This is a genomic window from Clostridium coskatii (assembly GCF_001675205.1).
GTDB classification, from domain to species: Bacteria; Bacillota; Clostridia; order Clostridiales; family Clostridiaceae; genus Clostridium_B; species Clostridium_B ljungdahlii.
On sequence record NZ_LROR01000053.1, the window covers coordinates 38930 to 53182 of the forward strand.

Annotated in this window: 12 protein-coding genes and 1 riboswitch; of the genes, 5 read left to right on the forward strand and 7 right to left on the reverse strand. The window is 30.2% G+C overall.

All coding sequences use genetic code 11. From position 1 onward, the window contains the following. Positions 1–95: 95 nt before the first annotated feature. A complete protein-coding gene (locus CLCOS_RS11830; protein ID WP_063600131.1) occupies positions 96–1127 on the reverse strand; it encodes a fused DSP-PTPase phosphatase/NAD kinase-like protein in 1032 nt (343 codons plus the stop codon). A gap of 523 nt (positions 1128–1650) precedes the next feature. Beyond that, positions 1651–2472: a MetQ/NlpA family ABC transporter substrate-binding protein gene (locus tag CLCOS_RS11835; protein WP_063600130.1), complete on the reverse strand. Its 822-nt coding sequence runs from the start codon at positions 2470–2472 to the stop codon at positions 1651–1653. A 135-nt stretch (positions 2473–2607) separates the two neighbouring features. After that, positions 2608–2715: riboswitch (SAM riboswitch) on the reverse strand. Positions 2716–2964: 249 nt separating this feature from the next. Here CLCOS_RS11835 and CLCOS_RS11840 point away from each other — a divergent pair. After that, on the forward strand, positions 2965–3855 hold the full coding sequence (locus CLCOS_RS11840; protein WP_063600129.1) for a D-alanine--D-alanine ligase: 891 nt from the start codon (positions 2965–2967) through the stop codon (positions 3853–3855). 165 nt (positions 3856–4020) lie between these two features. Continuing rightward, a complete protein-coding gene (gene alr / locus CLCOS_RS11845) occupies positions 4021–5187 on the forward strand; it encodes an alanine racemase (RefSeq protein ID WP_013239842.1) in 1167 nt (388 codons plus the stop codon). 519 nt (positions 5188–5706) lie between these two features. Here alr and CLCOS_RS11850 read toward each other — a convergent pair. The 3 genes from CLCOS_RS11850 to CLCOS_RS11860 form a co-directional block, all read right to left on the reverse strand. Continuing rightward, the gene (locus tag CLCOS_RS11850; RefSeq protein WP_013239843.1) at positions 5707–6768 is read right to left on the reverse strand and encodes a DMT family transporter; all 1062 of its coding nucleotides are present in this window, start codon (positions 6766–6768) and stop codon (positions 5707–5709) included. Positions 6769–6791: 23 nt separating this feature from the next. Beyond that, positions 6792–7064 (reverse strand): metal-sensing transcriptional repressor, encoded by a 273-nt coding sequence (locus CLCOS_RS11855; protein ID WP_013239844.1) that lies wholly within the window; start codon positions 7062–7064, stop codon positions 6792–6794. A gap of 104 nt (positions 7065–7168) precedes the next feature. Continuing rightward, positions 7169–9646, reverse strand: a complete 2478-nt coding sequence (locus tag CLCOS_RS11860) for an MBL fold metallo-hydrolase (RefSeq protein WP_063600128.1) — start codon at positions 9644–9646, stop codon at positions 7169–7171. 150 nt (positions 9647–9796) lie between these two features. Between CLCOS_RS11860 and CLCOS_RS11865 the strand changes: the two genes are divergently transcribed. Both CLCOS_RS11865 and CLCOS_RS11870 read left to right on the forward strand, forming a co-directional pair. Further along, entirely contained in the window at positions 9797–10303 is a 507-nt protein-coding gene (locus CLCOS_RS11865) for an amidase domain-containing protein (RefSeq protein WP_063600127.1), read from the forward strand. A gap of 76 nt (positions 10304–10379) precedes the next feature. Next, on the forward strand, positions 10380–11099 hold the full coding sequence (locus CLCOS_RS11870; protein ID WP_013239847.1) for a DUF554 domain-containing protein: 720 nt from the start codon (positions 10380–10382) through the stop codon (positions 11097–11099). A gap of 836 nt (positions 11100–11935) precedes the next feature. Here the strand turns inward: CLCOS_RS11870 and CLCOS_RS11875 are convergent. Further along, positions 11936–12508, reverse strand: coding sequence for a nitroreductase family protein (locus CLCOS_RS11875; protein WP_013239848.1), 573 nt, complete (start codon positions 12506–12508; stop codon positions 11936–11938). Positions 12509–12678: 170 nt separating this feature from the next. On the opposite strand from CLCOS_RS11875, the gene CLCOS_RS11880 reads away from it, so the two are divergent. Further along, entirely contained in the window at positions 12679–13659 is a 981-nt protein-coding gene (locus CLCOS_RS11880) for a D-isomer specific 2-hydroxyacid dehydrogenase family protein (protein ID WP_013239849.1), read from the forward strand. A 120-nt stretch (positions 13660–13779) separates the two neighbouring features. On the opposite strand, the gene CLCOS_RS11885 is transcribed toward CLCOS_RS11880, so the two are convergent. Beyond that, positions 13780–14007, reverse strand: coding sequence for a DUF3892 domain-containing protein (locus tag CLCOS_RS11885; RefSeq protein WP_013239850.1), 228 nt, complete (start codon positions 14005–14007; stop codon positions 13780–13782). Positions 14008–14253 lie beyond the last annotated feature (246 nt).

Genomic DNA, 14253 nt, shown 5'->3' on the forward strand with positions numbered 1-14253 from the left:
AGACAATTAACACACAATATTCTTATTTTGTCTATCATCAGCAGGCAGTCCAATTTCATCTTAAATTTGGACTGCCTGTTTTTTAGAATATACCACTAAGTTCTAATCCATTGTGACCATGTAGTTTTAAAGTTGTCATCATTTTCAACACAATATATATAAAATCTTTCTATTAATTTAGCTCTTTGTTTGGATCGGTTCATTAGGTATAGTTCATCTCTAAGTAAGTTTTTTCCTCCTAGTAAGACCTGTCTATCCATTATATTTTGGAGACTAACATTTTTAGCGTTTTTCATTATATCATACATTACCATAAAAGTACCTGTTCTTCCTACTCCACCTTTACAATGAAAATGTAGCCAGGTATTTTTTGACAATGACTTAACGAATTTTATAAAATAATCAACCATGTCATTAGTAGGCTTTTCTTTATCTGTTACTGGTATACGCATATATGACATACCATAGCTTTGAACTAATTTTTCTTCATCTTCAACTTTTTTCGGTATTAATATTTTATCACTAATATATAGTGGTTTGTTTAATAAGATGCTTTGTAATCTCGTATTTTCATCAAATAAAACTTCTTCTTTAGTCAAGCCTTTATTAGCTTTGTTTCTGTTACCTGACCAACTTATCGCTATACCGTTAATAAATCCATGTGATTCTTGTCTTAAGTCAACTATAATTATTGGCATAGCATCACCTAGGGATTGTTTAATTAATATAAGACTATTTTCAGAGAATTGGGAACTGCCAGATATATTTAAATTAGCTAATCCATTTAAGTTTATAACTTTATTACCTTTAAAATTAGTTAAATCAGTAGTTTTCCGAAAGTGTTTAGATAACTTTTTTATATTATTAGAATTTATAACAAGGTGCATATCATTATTTGGAGGTTCATAATAGCGTTCTTGTATCATTCCATCATTCATATGCAAGCCATATTTATAAAAAAATGGATTCCAATAAGCAGGTACTTTATATGGACAACAGTGTAAATAACAACAAAGATACAAATATTTATACAAATAAGCATACCAGCCATAACAGTTATGTTTAAAACTATCCTCAACTAAATTGTAATTTGTGGAGTCATTTGAAATTATTTTATTTTGTTTCATACATAATTCTCCATAAAAGTTCTTCACATTATATTGTATGATATTAACTCATATTGTTCTTAATTATTTCTACCAATTTTATAATTTTGTTATAGAATTAATGTTTTTTATTACTGGATATAAAGATACATTTATCAATTAAATATTAATTATTATATAAAAATTATTCAACATAAATAATTTACTCTAACGAATCCTAAACTAAAAATCCAAAATATGTATTATTCATAACTAAAAAATAAACTTACACTTCTGACATTTTTACAACCACAAGCACGATTAAATATTTTAGCAAGTCTTAGTAGAAAATATTTAAATGCGCCTATTTATTGTAAAAATATCTATACGTATAAGCTTATTTCAAGTTAGATTACTATATATAGTATTTTTAAGTAAAATTTGAACTTATATAAGGTGAATATGCTGCCAAAATTGAAGCTACATTTAAAAATTTTTTTATAGTAGTGAAATTTAGCAACATACTCCGCTGTATATGTCAACTTTTTACTTACAACTTTATTTTCTAAAATGCTGGAACTATGCTTCCATTATATTTTTCCTGTATAAACTTCTTAATTGATGGATCGTTAACAGCCTTTGCTAATGCCTTAATATAAGGTTTGTCTTTATTTTCTTTTTTAACAGCAATTATATTAGCATAAGGTGAATCCTTAGATTCTATGGCAATAGCATCTTTAAGTGGATTTAACTTTGCTTGAAGTGCATAGTTTGTATTTATAACTGCCGCATCTACTTCTGTTAAAGTTCTTGGGAGTTGTGGTGCATCGAGTTCCTGGAATTTTAAGTTTTTCTTGTTTTCAGTTATATCTAATTTTGAAATAAGATCTCCACTCTTTACTTTTATAATTCCTTCATGAGCTAATAATTTTAATGCTCTTGCACCATTTGTAGGATCATTTGGTATTGCAATTTCAGCTCCATTTTTCAAATCTTTTAAGCTCTTGATTTTATTAGAATAAACCCCCATAGGTTCAAGATGTACTTTTGCTACATAATCTAAATTTGTATTATTCTTTTTATTGAATTCATTTAAATATGGAATATGCTGAAAGAAGTTTGCATCTATATCCCCTGAATCCAAAGCCTTATTAGGAGTTACATAATCTGTAAACTGAACTATTTGTAAATCGTATCCTTGTTTCTTTAGTATAGGTTTTACCTTTTCTAGTATTTCAGCATGAGGCTGTGGAGATGCCCCTACTTTTATTACTTTTTTGTCATCACCTTTACTACTGCTTGAAGAACTTGTACTGCTTTGCGCACCACATCCAGCTAATGCCAAGATCAATGTTAGCGATAAAATAGCTGTAATTAATTTTTTCATTTTGATTCCCTCCAATTATAAAATAATAGACAATTTCTAAACATTAAGCTGAGATATAAAATTTTCATATCATATTTTCAATTCAAAATCAAATAAAGCTCGAGGAACAACCTCGAGCTAAAAATCTCAATGATCCTCTCATCTTCCAGCTTATGCTGCAGGAATTAGCACCACTATACTATTAAAAATAGCATTGGTTGCCGGGCTTCATAGGGCCAGTCCCTCCACCTCTCTTGATAAGTTAATATTAAATTTTGTTAACTTGTGATTTACATTATAACAGCGAAATTTAAAGATGTCAACAGTAACATTTTCTGTTCTCAAAGATTTTTTACTTTACTTTTAACTTAATATTCTTCCCTATCCATAAAGCCACATTTAGGATAAACTAGTTATCCTGTGGTTCTTTATTTTATATGGAAAATGTATAAAATAAATATTAGACATAGTAATTGAAAAATATTAAATAACAAGTTCAGTGGAGGAATTAACATGAAAATAGGAGTTATAATGGGTGGAATATCTTCTGAAAGAGAGGTTTCACTAAATTCAGGTAAAGAAATAGTAAACTGCTTAGATAAAAATAAATATGAAGTTGTACCCATTGTTATAGATAAAAAGAGAGATGTTCTTGAAAAAGTAAAAGATATAGATTTTGCCTTTATTGCACTTCACGGTAAATTTGGTGAAGATGGTACTATACAATCAGTACTTGAAACCATGGATATACCTTACTCAGGATGCGGACCTTTGACAAGTGCCATTTGCATGGACAAAGACATGAGTAAAAAAGTGTTAAAATCTGCAGACATAAATACTGCCAAATGGATTTGTGTTAAATCTATAGAAGAAATTGATTATGATAAATTGGATGAAATAGGCTATCCTGTAGTTGTAAAACCTAACTGTGGTGGTTCAAGTGTTGCTACTAATATAGTTAAGAAAAAAGAAGATATTGAAAATAATGTAAAGTTAGCTCTAGATTATGACACTGAAGTTGTTATTGAAAAATATATACAGGGAGATGAAATAACATGCTGTATGTTAAAAGGTAAAACTCTTCCTGTAATTGCAATAAAGCCTAATGCAGAATTCTTTGACTATACTGCAAAATATGCAGATGGTGGTTCTGATGAAATAGTTGTAGAACTTGAAAAATCCCTTCAGGAAAAAGTTGAAAAAATATGTGTTCAATGCTGGGAAGTTCTCAAATGCAAAAGTTATGCAAGGGTAGATATAATAGTTGAAAATGGTATTCCTTATGTACTTGAACTAAACACTTTACCAGGCCTTACAAAAAATAGCCTATTTCCTAAGAGTGCTCGTGGAATTGATATGTCCTTTACCCAACTATTGGATAAAATAATTCAATATTCACTCTAATTTGAAATTACATTCATAGACATCAATAAATTTTTACTAATTGAAAATTATATTTAAGTTAAGAATTAATAATCATCTATAACTATTAATTCTTAACTCTTAATTTTTAATTATACATTATTGTTGAGTGGACAATATCTATCAATATCGAAAGGAGAATGTGTTTTGTTTAAAGATTACAGACCTGTATGGGAAGAAATTAATTTAGACAATCTTGTATATAATATACGTCAAATAAAGCTGAAAGTTGGTAATAATAAAGGACTGATAGGTGTTGTTAAAGCTAATGCCTATGGCCATGGAGCTTTAGAAGTATCACAAGTTTTATTAGAAAATGGAGTAAATAGATTGGCCGTATCTGAGTTAGATGAAGCAATAGAACTTAGAGAAAATGGAATTAAAGCTCCCATAATGATACTTGGCATAGTCCCAGATACTTTTTTGAATGACATAATAGATTATAATGTAGAGCCAGTGGTGCCTTCTTATGAATATGCAAGTAAATTATCAAAAGTAGCTAAAAATAAATGGAAAACTGCAAAAATACACGTTGCAGTAGATACTGGAATGGGAAGAATAGGATTCCAGCCAAATGAAAATAGCATAGAAGAAATATACAACATAAGCAAACTTCCAAATATAGAAATACAAAGCTTATTTTCTCATTTTTCCACTTCAGATGAAAAAGACAAAACATATTCACAGGAACAATTTGAAAAGTACAAAACATTTTACAATGAGCTCATAAATAGAAAGATAAAAATAAGCATGAGAGATATTGCAAATAGTGCAGCTATAATGGAATTACAAGACACTTATTGTGATGCAGTTAGACCAGGAATAATAATTTATGGATATTACCCTTCAGATGACGTAGATAGAAATGATCTAAGCATAAAACCTGTAATGAGTTTAAAAGCTAAAGTAGCTTATGTAAAGACATTAGAAGCTGGAAAATACGTTGGCTATGGAAGGAAGTTCAAATCTGAAAGAAAAAGTGTAATAGCTACACTTCCAATAGGATATGCAGATGGCTATACTAGAATGCTTTCAGGAAAGGCAAAAGTAATAGTCAATGGTAAATTTGCACCAGTAGTTGGTAACATCTGTATGGATCAGTGCATGATAGATGTTACAGATGCAGGTGAAGTAAATGTAGGCGATGAAGTAATACTCATGGGTGAAAAAAACGGATTGAAATTTGATGCGGAAGATATAGCTAAAACAATTGGAACTATAAGTTATGAAATACTCTGCTCCATAAGTAGAAGAGTTCCAAGGGTATATATAAAAGACGGAAAAATAATCAAAATTAGAAATTACCTGAAATAAATATAGAGTTTCTAAACGAAAAATCAACTTATGCTACGGGATATTTTTTACAACCTTCAGCTCATTAAATATTTTGATAAGGCTAAGTAAAAAATTTTGAAAAATACTGAGAACTTTTGAAAACTCGTACCTCAAACAATTCAAAAGTTCTAGATTTTTCAAGAAATTTTTTTCTAAGTCTTATATGCAAAATATTTAAAAGAGCTTCATTATTGTAAAAATATGCCTACGTATAAGTTGATTTTTTAGTTAGAACCCCTGTAAGTTTTCAATTGAAATTTAAACTTATACATAAAATGTAATGACAAAATTGAAAGCACCTTTAAAAACTTTTCCATAAGTCTTAGCGAGACATTTTAGAAAATCTTAGGAGCTTAGATATGTTTGAGGTACGAGTTTAGCTAAGGTTCTTAGATTTTCTAAATGCTGAGCTTTAGACTTGTCAAAAGTTTTTATGGTGTTGAAATTTGTCATTACATGATCTGTATAAGTTAACTTTCAATCTAGAAACTCTATTTTTTAGTGAGCATGTCTATGATGCAAGTCTGGAGTATGTGGATGACAATGTTCCATTCTCTCATGAACGTGATAGTGCGTATGATACACGCTATCAGGTATACCAGGATGATGATGATTGTGATGTCCATCTGTATGACAATGCCTGTGTTCATGGGCCATATACAAATGAACGTGCATATGGCTGTGATTTTCCCTTATAATAAGAACCGTTCCTGCAATCATAAGAGGAAGTGCAAGTGCAAAAGTAACACCTGGAACTTCTCCTAGTAAAATAAAAGACAATATAGTACTTATAAAAGGTGCTGCACTGAAAAAAGCACTAGTTCTAGCACTGCCTAAATTTCTCATTGCAAACACAAACAAAACTGTACTAAATCCATAGCTTAAAAATCCAAGCAGCAATGCCATAAAAATTATTTTAAAGTCCGGCAAATGATTTCCTAAAATAATTGACAAAATTAGTGAAAATGTTCCTGCTCCCAATCCTTTAACCATAACTATAGTATAAGGATTTTTAGCAGATATGTTTCTTGTAAAATTATTATCTATCCCCCAACATACGCAGGCCAATATTATTCCCAAAGCCCCTAAAGATATTCCCCACTGGCCAGTAAAATTCCAGGATAAAATTACACTAGCAGAGAGTATACATATTATAGCCGCACCAATTCTCTTGCCGATGTTCTCTTTAAAAAATAGTGCTGCAATAATTGTGGTAGCTACACCTTCAAAATTCAAAAGAAGTGATGCAGTAGATGCTGGCGTTACTTTTAAGCTTATCATTTGAATTATAGGCCCTAAAATCCCCCCAAAAATAACAGCCCCTAAAAGCCATGGAAAGTCTCTTTTAGTTAATCCTGCTTCCTCTATATCTTTTTTGTATAAAATTTTTTCTAATATCTGAAATATTAAAAGTCCTACACCACTTCCAATATACAAGAGAGCAGCCAAAAGAACTGGATCTATTCGTCCAAGAAGGATCTTTGAAATAGGTGCACTGGCTCCAAAAAGTAGTGCAGAAAAAAAAGCTTGAAATATTGGATATAATTTGGTATTCCTCATTTATAACACTCCCAATTTAAAAATTATTCCCAAAATTTATCAATGGCATTATTCAAATTATCTAAGACCTCTGTATCATTTTTTTCAACTGCATCCTTCACACAATGATTGATATGATCTTTCAATATTACTTTTCCTGTATTATTAAGTGCAGATCTTACTGCAGATATTTGAATAATAACTTCACTACAGTCTCTTCCTTCTTCTACCATACGCTTTACAGCCTCCAGATGTCCAATTATCCTGGATAATCTATTTACAACTGCTTTATTATTTGGATGATTGTGTTTTTCCATATAAACATCTCCTTATCCCCCTATAGGGGTTATTTAAATTATAATACATCATACTTTTATTGTAAATAGTGTTAAAAAAACAAGCCCCTTGTGGGGTCTGATCTCTACCATTTTAACATGCATCCAGTTTTATACTCAAATTCTTTCTTTACATCCTCCATATTTTCTACATTATCATCTTCTAATTTTAACTCCACACTTAAATTACTGCTATTAAAAGACGGATTTTTTTTCAAATCTATACCTTTACTTTTACAAAGTATAGATGCAATTTGCAATATTTCATTCTGATTTGCACTATTTGATACTTTCATATTCCACCCTGTAAGATGAACTAATTCCTCTATGTTTTTTTCATATTTTTTACCAATTATAGGACTTATAAATGTAAGTTCTATGTATCTTCCTTTAGAATTTGACTTTATACTTTTTTTGTAAGGCCTAAACTGTTCTCTTTCAAAAGTTTCATCTATTATATTTAAAGCTTTATTTTGTTCCATCATTTCGCACTCATCTTCAGCTTTAATAAGCATACTATCTTTTAGATCTATTCCTGGAGATTGTATTAATACTTGAAGTCCTGTAATGTTCTCAATTTCAGCTAATTTTTCTTTTTCCACATTACATTTAGAATTCAACATAACTACAACCTGGTTTTCTCCTAATCTATAGGATATTTTTTTAATAGATATATTCTGTAAATTTATCCTTACGACTTCGGAAACTGCATTTATATTTACAGAATTATTTATTTCTACCTTCCACTTAACCTCTTCCTCAAATTTTTTTATTTTCCCGTATATACTCTTATCCACTACACCTGGAAAATCAAAATTTAAAATCACCTTTTTCTGATCACATATGAAACTAATTTTCTTTGTATTAAATTTATTAAAATATTTGTCTGCAGCTTCTTTTAATTCATTTAATTTAATCTCATTATTTTTTAAACTCTGAGAGACCTTATCCTCAGAATTGATTTTAAATAAAAACAATCTCCTTGTGTCACTTTCGAAATAAGGACATTCTACTATAATTCTTTGAAAATCTTCTAAAGCATTTTTGCCCTTGTTATTTCCCTTCCATATAAATATAAGTTCTTCTAATGTAAAAAGTCTTTCACCGTAATTATAACGCACAAACTCCCATAACCTTTTCACATTATTTTCATCCATTTCTTCACAAGAGTTCATAACTTTATCAATATTTTTTTTCCACTGTTTTCTTGGGTTTTTTATATTTATTTCATAAACTTCACTACACCTAGGTGCATATACTCTTCCTCTTACATCTTTGGAAAGCTCTTTTGATAAATTTTCCACTACCTCTTCATTTCCATGAACTAGAAATATATTTTTAGGTGTTAAAAAATCTATAAGAGATTTTATTTCATATTTGTCACTGTGGGCAGAAAGTCCTACTTTTTCTACCTTGCAATTTACAGGAACAGTTTTTTCATTTATATAAAGTTTTTTGTCCTTTTCCTCATCCAAAAGATTTAATAGCTTTCTTCCAGGGGATTCCTCATCCTGATATCCCGTTATAACTATGTACCCATTTTCCATAGGGGCTATTTTTTCTGCATAATATTGACTGTATCCTCCTGTAAGCATTCCTGAACTTGACACTATTACACAAGGCTCGTCATCTTTTAGTACCTCTTCTCTAAGTTTATTATTATCTACTGCAATTATATTGTCATCATAAAAAGGTTCAATTCCTCTGAGTATCTTTTTTCCTAAAGAATTTTTAAGGTACAGTGGATTTAATTTGTAGGTCCTGTTTATATCCTTTATCATACCATCCACATAAACTTTAGTATCTTTTAATATATTTTTATTTACTGCTTTTTTTATAATAAGAAGCACTTCCTGAGCCCTTCCAAGAGCAAAAGCAGGAATAAGCATTTTTCCTTTTTTCTCTATGCAGTCATTTATTGTATCAATAAGTTTTTCCTCTTCCACTTCTCTATTTGAATGAAGTCTATCTCCATAAGTGGATTCAAAGATTGCTGCATCTGGTCTTAGTTTTGGAACTTTCAACCCTTCCACAGTTTTTTGTGAAAATATTGAGAAATCCCCAGAATAAAATAATGATCCCTCTGGAGTCGTAATATAAATACAAGCGGCTCCTGCTATATGACCTGCTGTATAAAAAGTGAGTTTTATATTTTCAAATATAGAAAATTCCACCATGTAATTTATAGGAACCACCCGGTTTAACATGCTTATAACGTCTCCTTCAGCATAAAGTGGAATTTCTCCTTCTCTATTCTTCATTATTTTCAAACTATCATACAAAAGTACTTTCATTAAATCCTTTGTCATTCTAGTTGTATATATTCTAGCCCCTGGATATTCCTTACTTATTATAGGCAGAGAACCTATGTGATCCATATGGGCATGACTTACAATTATAACATCTACTCCTCCCTGATCTTGAATTGATTTAAAATCAGGCAGGGTATCTTTAGAGGAACTCTGTCTTATGCCGCAATCAAGAAGTATATTTTTATTATATATGTTCAAAAGGATACAACTTCCACCTACTTCTCTAGCTCCTCCTAAAAATGAAATGTTCATGTTGGCCTATCACCTCTCCTTTTTATCCTTTACAACTCTATAATTATTATATCCTATAGAATTGTAAAGTAAAAATTAGATTTGTTATTTTACGCACTTGCATAAGATTTATACATAAAATATATTGTAATTAATTTTATAGGAGAAATCATGAGTTATAGAGATACTTCATCCTACTCTAGAATTTCAGCTGTAAATTATGCAGTAAAGTACGCTCTCACCCCCAATCCAAACTATAAATACTTTTCCATATACCAAACTATCGGCGGTGACTGCACAAATTTCACTTCACAGTGCTTGCATTCAGGAGGAGCGCCTATGGTCTTTTCAGGTAAAAACACCTGGTGGTATAACATTAGAACTAATAAATGGTCAGTTTCCTGGACTGTAGCAGGTTCTCTTTACTGGTATTTAAAAATTAACGCTGAAAAAAATTCCTACGGCATAAAAGGAAGAGAAGTGCCTTCTATTTCTTCTCTTGAGATAGGCGACCTGATATTTTATCGAAATAGTAAAGGTACAATAGCCCATTCTGCCATCATTACTTCTTTCCGTAACGGCCACCCACTCATATCTCAGCATACTTTTAATGCATTAAACATAACTTACGTAAAAGATTGGGCATCTAAAATGCACTTTATGAAAATATGGTTATAAGATTTTGTTTACAATGCCTATTATAAAAGTATATAATATCCCTATGTAGATAAGAAAAATAGGTGGTTTGATAAACATGATAGCAGTTATAGTAAACTTTATTTCCATAATAATAGGAAGTATAATCGGAATATTTTTAAAAAATGGTATACCAAAAAAAGTTAAAGAAAGTGTTTTTAGTGGACTTGCTTTATGTGTTCTATACATTGGAATTTCAGGTTCTTTAAAGACAAATAACGTACTTACTCTAATAATATCCATAGTAATAGGTACAATTTTAGGAGAACTAATAGATATAGACAAACATATAACAAGTCTAGGAAACTTAATAGAAAGTAAATTTAAAACTAAAGGTGGAAAGATATCAGAAGGGTTCGTAACATCAAGCCTTTTATTTTGTGTTGGAGCCATGGCAATAGTCGGATCTCTAGAAGCAGGTCTTGACGGAAATTACAAAACACTTTTTGCAAAATCAGTAATAGATGGAGTTTCCGCAATTATTTTTTCTTCTTCTTTAGGTATTGGTGTAATGATTTCATCTGTAAGTGTACTTGTATATCAGGGTGCTATAACCCTTGGAGCAGTGTTTTTAAAAAGTGTTCTGACGAGCTCAGTTATTGCTGATATGACTGGAATAGGAAGTCTTCTCATTATTGGACTTGCCCTAAATATGCTCAACATAACTAAAATAAAAATAGCAAATTTGCTACCTTCAGTTTTTATGCCAATTTTTGCATACATAATTTATACTAACTTTCATCGTTTTTTATCCTATATTCCATTTTTAACATTGTAAATAAAAATTTCACGTATACTAGCAAATTTGAACTAAAAAGTTTCGTACGATGTTACTTCTAAAAATAAACAGAGTTCTTGGTTTCAGGTGGAGTTTTTTTCTCCATCTAAAACTTGTTAACAGGATTCATAGTGCTTTAGCACTTAGAAGGCGTTATCCTTTAGGGTAAATCGCTATCCAGGGACGTATCAGCCATTATCCCCCACTTTATAAGAAAAGGAGATGTCCCAAATCATTGATTTGGCGACAGTCGCTTTCGCTGTGTGTGATGGGGTATTACGGCTGGTAGCCATCAGATAAATGTATATAAATATATATTTATCTGTATATTTTCTAACTTAAAACTCAACTTATATGCAGGAATATATTTACAATAATGAAATTTTTTAAATATTTTGTATATAAGTCTTAGAAAAAATTCGTAAAAACTTAGAACTTTTGAATTGTCTGAGGTACGAGTTTTCAAAAGTTCTTAGCTTTTTTAGAATTTTTTACTTAGACTTATCAAAATATTTAATGAACTGAAGGTTGTAAAAGATATCCGGAGTATAAATTGAGTTTTAAGAGCAACACTGTACGTGGTATTCTAGCTTGAAATTTGAACTTATACATGAAATATAATGACAAAATTGAAATCACATTTAAAAACTTTTTTAAATAAGTCTTAGCTTGGTATTTTAGAAAACCTTAGGAACTTAGATATGTTTGAGGTACGAGTTGATCTAAGTTCCTTTAGGTTTTAAAAATACCAAGCTTTAGACTTATTAAAAGTTTTTATAGTGATGAAATTTGTCATTATATGATATTGTATAAGTGAACTTTCAACCTAGAAATATCTAAATGTCTAAAATTATATCTTCTAAACTTCTTTTTGGTACATGATGGACTTTATTCTCGTCTCTCCAGTACTTCACATCATTATTTGAATCCATAGCTTCTATAACCACTTGTTCCTTTGGCTTTCCAAGAGCTACTACCAATATAATTTCATATTTTTCATCCAAATTAAGATTTGATTTTAATTCTTTTTTATTCACATTTCCCAGCATACATCCGCCAAATCCTTTTTCTACAGCTCCTAGTAAAATAGTTTGAGCTGCTATTCCAGGATCAAATGATGGGCTTTTACTAATAGATGTGTCATTAAGTATAACAACATAACCACTTGGTTTTTCACCTTCTTCAGGTCCATCCCAGTCCTTTAAATATCCTGCCCAACCCAAAGTCTTAAATATTTTTTCATTATTATCTTCTGTATTTGATATAACATATTTTAGTGGCTGCAAATTTGAACCTGATGCTGATAATCTGGCAAGGTTCACCAAATATTTTAAAGTTTCCACAGTTATTTTTTCATTCTGATAGAATCTTCTACAGGATCTATTTTTTAAAACTAGTTCTTTTATCATATTCATCCCTCCAAGCTAATAACTTAATATCATTACAATTATCATATCTCTAAACAAATTGAATATCAATCAAATATAGTAAATATAAAGGTAATATTGAATTATATCCCTTGTTACTATAAAATTATATATAGTAAATATTATTCATAAAAAGGGGGAGCTAGAATACAATGAAAGTTTTGGCATATAGTCATAGACAAGATGAAACTGAATATTTCAAAAAATTCAGTAAAAAATACGACGTGGAGGTTGTATTGTGTGATGATCCACCAACTATGGAAAATGCAGACTTGGCCAAGGGATTTGACTGCATCAGCATTATCACAACTAAAATTTCAGATAAATTAGTAGAAAAATTTCATGAAATTGGAGTAAAATTTATATCTACAAGAACAATAGGATATGACCATATAGACATAAAAAAGGCAAAAGAGCTAGGTGTCCATATAGGCAATGTAAACTATTCACCAAATAGTGTAGCCGATTATACAATTATGATGATTCTTATGGCTATAAGAAAAACGAAAGCTATTATAGAACGAAGTAATGTACAGGATTATTCTTTAAAAGGTGTTCAAGGTAAAGAGCTTCACAATTTAACTGTAGGTGTTATTGGTACAGGAAGAATTGGCCGTGCAGTTATAAGTCGCTTAAGTGGATTTGGCTGCAAAATATTAGCTTATGATTTATATGAGAATGAAGAAATAAAGAAGTATGTTACATATGTTACACTAGAAGATCTCTTTAAAAACAGTGACATTATTACAATGCATGCACCTGCAACAGATGACAATTATCACATGATAAATAAGGATTCCATAGCACTTATGAAAGATGGTACATTTATTATCAATATAGCCCGAGGCTCACTTATCAATACTGAAGATCTTATAGATGCCATTGAAAATAAAAAAATTGGTGGTGCAGCTATAGACGTTATTGAAAATGAATTCGGACTTTGCTATAACGATTTAAAATGTGAGATACTAGATAAAAGGGAAATGGCAATTTTAAAATCTTTTCCAAATGTAATTGTAACACCTCACACAGCTTTTTATACAGATCAAGCTGTAAGTGATATGGTAGAACATTCTATTTTAAGTTGTGTTTTATTCATGGAAGGCAAAGAAAATCCATGGCAAATTGAATAAACAAAAGTTCTTATGCACTCTTCTTTTTTTGATAAAAGAAGAGTGCATTGATTTTAATGTTTTTTTATCTTATTTATAGAATATAGAAATCTTAGCAACTAGACTTAAACCATAATCAAGTTAAAATCTTGGTAAATCCTTTAAATTTTCAACATCCATAACATCAGGGTCAGCTACTAAATATTCTCCTCCATCTTTACCTTTAAATACGCCAACTCCTTCAATTATGTGCTCCCTTGCCATCATTATAGCATGATTTAAAGGAAGCACCTCACCATTTTCAAGTAATACATCTGTAATCTTACCCTCATGATCTTTCCTTACTTTAATTATTTTTGAATTTTTCATTATATACCTCCTGATTAGATATATCATTAATATATATTTTGAGAGAAAACTCAACTACTTATACAAAATATTTTTACATTATATTTACACAATTATAACTTTTGTGGTTGCAATTAAAGTTATAATTGAACCAAATCTTGTTATTGACAGTACAAAATGCAAGTCATATATTTATCCGATGACTACCCGCTCTAATACTTTCCCTCTTTTCCAAGTGGGAGTAAAGAGCGGATACGTCCCTGGATA

Excerpts from the sequence above, each read along its gene's own strand:
- CLCOS_RS11830 (WP_063600131.1), bottom strand. The coding sequence starts at position 1,127 with ATGAAACAAAATAAAATAATTTCAAATGACTCCACAAATTACAATTTA.
- CLCOS_RS11835 (WP_063600130.1), bottom strand. The coding sequence starts at position 2,472 with ATGAAAAAATTAATTACAGCTATTTTATCGCTAACATTGATCTTGGCA.
- CLCOS_RS11840 (WP_063600129.1), top strand. The coding sequence starts at position 2,965 with ATGAAAATAGGAGTTATAATGGGTGGAATATCTTCTGAAAGAGAGGTT.
- CLCOS_RS11850 (WP_013239843.1), bottom strand. The coding sequence starts at position 6,768 with ATGAGGAATACCAAATTATATCCAATATTTCAAGCTTTTTTTTCTGCA.
- CLCOS_RS11855 (WP_013239844.1), bottom strand. The coding sequence starts at position 7,064 with ATGGAAAAACACAATCATCCAAATAATAAAGCAGTTGTAAATAGATTA.
- CLCOS_RS11860 (WP_063600128.1), bottom strand. The coding sequence starts at position 9,646 with ATGAACATTTCATTTTTAGGAGGAGCTAGAGAAGTAGGTGGAAGTTGT.
- CLCOS_RS11865 (WP_063600127.1), top strand. The coding sequence starts at position 9,797 with ATGAGTTATAGAGATACTTCATCCTACTCTAGAATTTCAGCTGTAAAT.
- CLCOS_RS11870 (WP_013239847.1), top strand. The coding sequence starts at position 10,380 with ATGATAGCAGTTATAGTAAACTTTATTTCCATAATAATAGGAAGTATA.
- CLCOS_RS11875 (WP_013239848.1), bottom strand. The coding sequence starts at position 12,508 with ATGATAAAAGAACTAGTTTTAAAAAATAGATCCTGTAGAAGATTCTAT.
- CLCOS_RS11880 (WP_013239849.1), top strand. The coding sequence starts at position 12,679 with ATGAAAGTTTTGGCATATAGTCATAGACAAGATGAAACTGAATATTTC.
- CLCOS_RS11885 (WP_013239850.1), bottom strand. The coding sequence starts at position 14,007 with ATGAAAAATTCAAAAATAATTAAAGTAAGGAAAGATCATGAGGGTAAG.